Source organism: Brasilonema angustatum, assembly GCF_059505445.1.
Map to the genome: position 1 here is coordinate 1 of NZ_JCACKO010000139.1, position 6,615 is coordinate 6,615.

Annotated in this window: 8 protein-coding genes, 1 tRNA gene and 1 other annotated feature; all 9 genes read right to left on the reverse strand. The window is 44.8% G+C overall.

The window, feature by feature from the left end; all coding sequences use genetic code 11:
- Positions 1 to 140 precede the first annotated feature (140 nt).
- The 9 genes from AC5JM2_RS26885 to rplS all read right to left on the reverse strand — a co-directional run bounded on the left by AC5JM2_RS26885 (position 141) and on the right by rplS (position 5,830).
- Positions 141 to 1,322: an ABC transporter permease gene (locus tag AC5JM2_RS26885; protein WP_495837878.1), complete on the reverse strand. Its 1,182-nt coding sequence runs from the start codon at positions 1,320 to 1,322 to the stop codon at positions 141 to 143.
- A 237-nt stretch (positions 1,323 to 1,559) separates the two neighbouring features.
- Complete coding sequence (gene rplL, locus AC5JM2_RS26890; RefSeq protein ID WP_495837879.1) at positions 1,560 to 1,952, reverse strand: 50S ribosomal protein L7/L12; 393 nt, start codon at positions 1,950 to 1,952, stop codon at positions 1,560 to 1,562.
- 63 nt (positions 1,953 to 2,015) lie between these two features.
- Positions 2,016 to 2,609 (reverse strand): 50S ribosomal protein L10, encoded by a 594-nt coding sequence (gene rplJ / locus AC5JM2_RS26895; protein ID WP_495837880.1) that lies wholly within the window; start codon positions 2,607 to 2,609, stop codon positions 2,016 to 2,018.
- A gap of 82 nt (positions 2,610 to 2,691) precedes the next feature.
- Positions 2,692 to 2,890, reverse strand: a sequence feature (ribosomal protein L10 leader region).
- A gap of 58 nt (positions 2,891 to 2,948) precedes the next feature.
- Positions 2,949 to 3,665, reverse strand: a complete 717-nt coding sequence (rplA, locus tag AC5JM2_RS26900; RefSeq protein WP_495837881.1) for a 50S ribosomal protein L1 — start codon at positions 3,663 to 3,665, stop codon at positions 2,949 to 2,951.
- Positions 3,666 to 3,754: 89 nt separating this feature from the next.
- Positions 3,755 to 4,180 (reverse strand): 50S ribosomal protein L11, encoded by a 426-nt coding sequence (rplK, locus tag AC5JM2_RS26905; RefSeq protein ID WP_210613282.1) that lies wholly within the window; start codon positions 4,178 to 4,180, stop codon positions 3,755 to 3,757.
- 6 nt (positions 4,181 to 4,186) lie between these two features.
- The gene (nusG, locus tag AC5JM2_RS26910) at positions 4,187 to 4,828 is read right to left on the reverse strand and encodes a transcription termination/antitermination protein NusG (RefSeq protein WP_495837882.1); all 642 of its coding nucleotides are present in this window, start codon (positions 4,826 to 4,828) and stop codon (positions 4,187 to 4,189) included.
- Positions 4,825 to 5,049 carry a preprotein translocase subunit SecE gene (gene secE, locus AC5JM2_RS26915; protein ID WP_495837883.1) on the reverse strand — a complete coding sequence of 75 codons (225 nt, stop codon included), beginning with the start codon at positions 5,047 to 5,049 and terminating at the stop codon, positions 4,825 to 4,827. Before secE ends, nusG begins: the two co-directional genes overlap by 4 nt.
- 196 nt (positions 5,050 to 5,245) lie before the next feature.
- Positions 5,246 to 5,318 (reverse strand) — tRNA-Trp (locus AC5JM2_RS26920).
- A 149-nt stretch (positions 5,319 to 5,467) separates the two neighbouring features.
- Positions 5,468 to 5,830 carry a 50S ribosomal protein L19 gene (rplS, locus tag AC5JM2_RS26925; RefSeq protein WP_495837884.1) on the reverse strand — a complete coding sequence of 121 codons (363 nt, stop codon included), beginning with the start codon at positions 5,828 to 5,830 and terminating at the stop codon, positions 5,468 to 5,470.
- Positions 5,831 to 6,615 lie beyond the last annotated feature (785 nt).

A 6,615-nucleotide genomic window follows, 5' to 3' on the forward strand; every position in this document is an offset into this window, starting at 1 on the left:
AGAAAGAATTAGAGACTAATCATTTGTATCAAGGATTTCGTGAAATGGTATAAGACTCCTAGCTTTAGTTATGGGAACCCCTACACCCTTATACCCCTACACCCTTATACCCCTATGCCTTGCGGGCATTGACTGTGAGATTATTCAGAGCGTAGGGCTTTGACTGGATCGATTTGGCTTGCTCGCAGGGCGGGGGTCAAACTGGCTCCTACCCCCACTACGAGTGCTGAACCCAACGCTAGTGTGGCAATAGAACCGTCAAACTCATAGGGCAAGTTAAAAGTATTCGTGACTACAATTGTCAATCCATGTACCACCCCAAGACCGATAGTTCCTCCAATAAGACTTAAAAGCGTAGCCTCCAGAATAAATTGCAGCATGATTTCTTGCTGGGTTGCTCCTATTGCCCGTCTCAAACCAATTTCAGCGGTTCGTTCCGCCACTGAGGCAATCATGATATTCGCAATCCCAACACCGCCGACCAACAGCGCGATCACTCCTACTACTGCAAGTCCTTGGGACGCCATCTCAAGAGTTTTCTGCTGCTCTAGGATGTCTGATACATTGTTCCAAGACTTAAATTTTTGACTGGGGAATCGCTGCTTTAGCAGTTCCTCAGCTTGGTTGCTCAAGTTTTCCACATCTTGGAGTTTGTAAGGACGCATTTGGATGCTACCAATGTCGCGGCTACCAGTCAAAGCGTTATAAACAGACATTGGTACATAAAGTTGACCCGTTGGAGGTGCATTTTCATCCAGAGTTGTCGCCACTACCCCCACAACTACATAAGGTCTGTCCCCAGCGTAAATCATCTGACCCAGAGGTTTCTGCCCACCGAAAAGTTGTTCTGCCAACAGTTGATCCATAACGACCACTGGTCGGTAGCTGGCAAAATCTTCAGCGCTAAAGAATCGTCCTGAGACCAGTGCTTTTCCTGAAGTCAGCAAAAAACCTTGGGAAACAGGTGACATGGGTGGAGTTAATTCCTTATCCTGAAATATGGTTGGCATAGAACCCGCCCAATTAAAAGCACTGATTGCCCGCAAACCTGCTAGCCGTTGTCGTAAGAATTCCATGTCTTCCAACTTTAGTGGGGTGGTTCTACCACCAGAACCCCACTCTGGATAGACTGAAGCTTGAGGTGCGCCTCGTTTTTCTAGTTGTTGACCAATAACTGCCCGACTGATGTTACCCACTTGAAGCGTAGCACTAACAGCAGCCACACCCATAAACACTCCCAAAGCCGTTAGGGCAGAACGCAAAGGGTTTTTGCCTAAGGAGCGAAAGGTAATATTCAGTAAGTCTAGAGATGAAAGACTCATAACGGTAGATTTGCACAAATTTTAAATTCGGAATAAAAAATTAGGACAGTGAAACTTGGTAGTCAAGTTTCTAAACTCGTTTAAGCAAAAATTTTTTATTACCCCTGGTTTTTGTTTGTCCAAGTAATTTCCCATAATACCGCGTTGATTTCTTCTCAATGAAAAAAAGGCAGCAGCCCACACCAAACTGGTTACTGGACTGCTGCCTTTTCGTAATTAAGAATTACAAACTATGAACTACTTGACAGTTGCCTTACCGCCAGCATCTTCCAACTGCTTCTTAGCTTGTTCAGCAGCTTCCTTGGCGATCGCTTCCTTAACTGGCTTAGGCGCAGATTCTACCAAGTCTTTGGCTTCCTTGAGACCCAAGCCTGTCAATTCCCGTACAATCTTGAGTACAGCTATCTTCTTATCAGCTGGGACTGATTCCAGAATGACGTTAAACTCGGTCTGCTCTTCTACTGGTTCAGCTGCAGCAGGTGCAGCACCACCGGGAGCAGCCATAAAGGCTCCAACTGGTGCTGCAGCACTGACGCCAAAGGCTTCTTCAATTTGCTTCACTAACTCAGATGCTTCCAGCAAGCTCAAGGTTTTTAGTTTTTCCAAAATTTCATCAGTTGCAGTAGACATGGATATAACTCCTGTAATGTTGATAAATTATTTGTTAGTTGTTCTGCCTAGCACTAAAACTAACTAGGAAGCACTTTCTTCGGATTCGCCGCCTTTTTCCTGATCAGCGTCAGAAGCGCTTTCTGATTCGCCGCCTTTTTCCTGATCAGCGACAGCCTGCAAAGCACGAGCCAGCGAACCGGGAACCTCGTTGATACCCACAGCAATCTTGGTAGCCAAGGCGTTGATCGCTCCGGCAATTTGTGCCATGAGTTGTTCTTTGGATGGCAAATCTCCTAGAGCTTTGACATCAGGCTCTTGCAGCAGGCGACCTTCCATAACGCCGCCGCGAATTTCTGTTTTCTTGCTGGCTTTTTGGAAATCTTGGTAAGCCTTAATTGCTGCAGAGAAATCATCTTTAACCAGCAAAAAGGCAGAAGAGCCTTTGAGCAATTCTGACAACACTTGCCATTTTTCGTCGTCTTGAATGGCAATGCCCATCAGGGTGTTTTTAGTCACCTTACAAACAGTACCAGAGGGACGCAGGCGTCTCCGCAGGTCTGTGATTTCAGCAACTGTTAGTCCTTGGTAGTCAATCACCAGTGCTAGTTGAGACTGACTCAAAGTTTCTTTGAGTTCAGTAACTATAGCTTTTTTGTTTTCTAACGTTCTAGGCATCCATCTCACCTCCTTAACAAATCAGCTTTCAGGTATTGGCTGTTAGGTTTTTGCCAACTGCTGACCACCATGACAGTGATCGCTTAAAAACAATAAACCCCAGCTCTCGCAGCCGGGGTTTAGTGGTATTGACACCTTATACAGTGCGTCTATACCTTATCATCCTTATGCTATGGTACTCACGCTTATCATGCGTGGTACTGGTAGCAATTGGGGCGAAAACCTCGGCAGGACATTAAGCCAATGGCACCTGCTGTCTTGGGCTGTTGCCTATTTTATTTTGTTAGCAACCTTCAGTTGTTTGCCGTTTGTCATGTACTAATCGATGACATAACGATATTATGCTGCTTCTGTGAGTTTCAAATCGCGTAGGGCGTTAATATCTACGCTAATTGATGGCCCCATTGTGGCAGAGACATACACTGTGCGCCAGTAACGACCTTTAGCTCCTGAAGGACGGTTACGGTCGATTGTTTCTTGCAACGCCTTCAAGTTTACTAGTAAATCTTCTGGTGAGAACGAGACCTTACCAAACATAACATGGACAATGCCAGTCCGATCAGCCCGGAACTCTAATTTACCTGCTTTGAATTCTGCGATCGCACTGCCTAAGTCAAATGTTACTGTTCCACCTTTTGGTGACGGCATCAAACCACGCGGACCAAGTAACTTACCAAGCTTCGCGACCTGAGGCATAATATCAGGTGTGGCAATAAGCTTGTCAAAATCCATTCTACCTTTTTGAATTTCGTCAATTAGTTCTTCTGAACCAACGACATCAGCTCCCGCATTGGTTGCTTCTGTAACCTTTTCCCCTCTTGCAATCACTGCTACTCGCACTGTTTGTCCTGTGCCTTTGGGCAGTACGACAGTTGTTCGCAACTGTTGATCAGTATATTTCGGATCAATGCCTAGGCGGATATGCGCTTCTGCGGCTTCGGGAAACTTTGCCGTTGCTGTTTCTTTAAGAAGGGATAACGCCTCTATGGGTATATAATCCCTCTCTTCAACTTTTTCTATTAACGCCTGCATTCGGCGTGATAGTTTTTTTGCCATTTTTCTCTCTCCTGGGGTCAATTGCGAGGCTTTACCTCTCCCCCGAATAATTTTTCTTTTGTCCTAAGTCAATTGTCTAAAGCTAATGACTAATCTGTAACTGTTACGCCCATATTTTTTGCAGTGCCTTCGATGATGTTCATCGCTGCTTCTACATCATTAGCGTTAAGGTCAGGCAGTTTGGTTTGGGCAATTTGCCTCAATTGCTCTCTACTAATTGACCCAACTTTTCTTTTGTTAGGTTCGCTGGAGCCTTTGTCAATTTTAGCTGCCTTAGTAATGAGTACTGATGCAGGTGGAGTCTTGAGGACAAATGTAAAACTCCGGTCTTCAAACACCGAAATTTCTACAGGAATTACCGTTCCAACTTGGTCAGATGTCTTGGCGTTGTACTCCTTGCAGAACATCATGATATTAACGCCGTGTTGACCCAAAGCGGGACCCACTGGCGGTGCTGGGTTGGCTTTACCAGCATTTAGGGCCAATTTAATGACCGCTACGATTTTCTTCGCCATTCTTATTTAGCTCTGTTTTTGAACCTGATTAAATTCCAATTCTACTGGTGTATCCCGTCCAAAAATAGAAAGCAAGGCTTTTAGTTTACTCCGTTCTGGACTGACTTCAATCACCTCGCCTTCAAAGTCTTTAAACGGACCAGAAAGCACGACTATCTTATCACCTGTAGCCATGTCAATTTTGACCACTGGCTCCTGTTCGCTGGTCTGTTTGAAGATCCTTTCTACTTCTGTATGACTCAGGGGCATAGGTTTTACGTGACCCCGACCTTTGCCAGTGCCACGTTTTTGTTCTGCTCCCACGAAATTGATCACATGAGTAGTGTTTCTTACTACTTGCCAGCTGTCGTCATCCATCATCATCCTTACCAGCACATAGCCAGGGAAGACTTTCTCTTCTGTATGCTGGCGACTACCGTCTTTACGGATTTTTACTGCTGGTGTATGTGGGATTTCCACCTGGACGATTTTCTCAGCTAAATCGAAGGTCTGAATGCGCTGCTCTAAGTTTGTCTTGACACGCTTTTCACAGCCAGAGGCTACTTGCACTGCATACCAGCGGGCTTCGTGAGAAGCTTCTGACGCTGTATCTGCGGCTTCCTCTGACTGCAGCGTCGCATTGTAATCTCCGTCTGTTGCAAAACTCATCCGAACACCTGTTGTGCTGCCCAAGTAAATAATCTATCTACCAAAAATATCAAAGATGCGGAGAGAGTCACCATTAACAGTACAGCCGCTGATTCACTCACTAGCTGCTTGCGACTGGGCCAAACCACTTTTTCGAACTCTTCTTTTATTCCATTTACAAAGTTCGTTATGCCAGACCCATTGCTTGCCTCTGTTATTTCTGCTTCGTTTTTTTTAGTCACGTCGCTTCTCTCCCCTCATTCCTGATACAAACAACTGTTAAGCGTTAATTTTCACCTTTTGTTAAGATTTAGCATTCAAACTTAACTTATCCGACAAACCAATAAGCTGTATGCACAAAAATTACACCCAAAATTTTCAATCATACTGCTATCTTAGCAGATGTTGCATAATTTTCGGGCATTTTTTTAGTGACAGCGCGCCCTGGAGGACTTGAACCCCCGACATCAGGTTTTGGAGACCTGCGTTCTACCAACTGAACTAAGAGCGCACAGGCTGGCTTTTACTCAGTTATTGCACTTAATATAACCCATTTTAACACAAGTTGGCAATTTTTTTCTTTGGCTTTGATTTAGGGAACAAATGAGCGGCGGGAGCCGCCTTTTGTTAAACCCTTCTCCCACATCTTGCTCTGTAGAACTATAAAGCGCGGTCAAAACGCTGCTTTATTCGGGTAGCTTTACCAACACGATTACGTAGATAATAAAGTTTAGCACGCCTTACCTTACCACGACGCAATATTTTGATGTTGTCTATGCGAGGAGAATGCACGAGGAACACTCGTTCAACTCCCACACCTTGGAAAACACGACGAACAGTAATCGTTTGATTAATACCGCCATTGCGCTTACCAATCACGACTCCTTCATAGGGTTGTATGCGGTATTTGTCGCCTTCCTTAATTTTGACTCCGACTTTGACAGTGTCGCCCACAAATATTTCGGGCAAATTAGATTTTAGTTGTTCCGCTTCAATAGAGCGGATGATCTCTTGAGTATTCATAGTCCCGGAAAAAACCCACAATCAACAATCATAAATCCATAACTACCTTATAGTCTAGTCATTTGAAATAGAGAATTTTTTAACCACAACGTCATTAAGAACACAAATGCATTACATATGGCTGTGCTAAAAAGTGTTAAATGTATTAAATTTAGCGTCGATCTTATGATCGACTACTGCTTGAAGTTACTACAACGATTGATTGTAAAGGCTTAAACAATATCCAGTAATGGATAACCATAGCTTTGGGCTAAATTATCAGTAGCGACTGTCTATAGTAACTTGACTAGAGTCAAGTTACTATAACAACAGGCAGGGGAATTGCTTGGATGAGTCATGCATTTGTGCGCTTAGTTTCCAGAGGTGGAGTAAACCACAACCACCAGTAACCCAAACTCTAGGGGCTGCAATTGCGAAAGCGGGTGGTTTGTCACCAACGCGATACGCGTTTGCGTTTGCGTTTGCGTTTGCGAAGCACTCCCAAAGGGAGCTCGCGCTCCCTATGCCTGCGGCACGGCTACGCCTATCGGGGCTAGCGTCAAGCCTCCGGCTTATCGCAAAATTTTGCCACGCGGTTTGATTAAATTTTTCAAGTTAGGAGGGGCTATAAGCCCTACGGGCACGCTACGCGTAAGCCTGCAGCATGCTCTGCGCTTACGTGAACAACAAGATTCCCGATAACTTCTGCGAAGTCGGGAATCTGAACATGCGCGATTTTCAGTTCCACAGTCTATCCCTCTTCTGTCACTTTCCGGGTATTCTGAATAAAAGAATCATGGATAGAA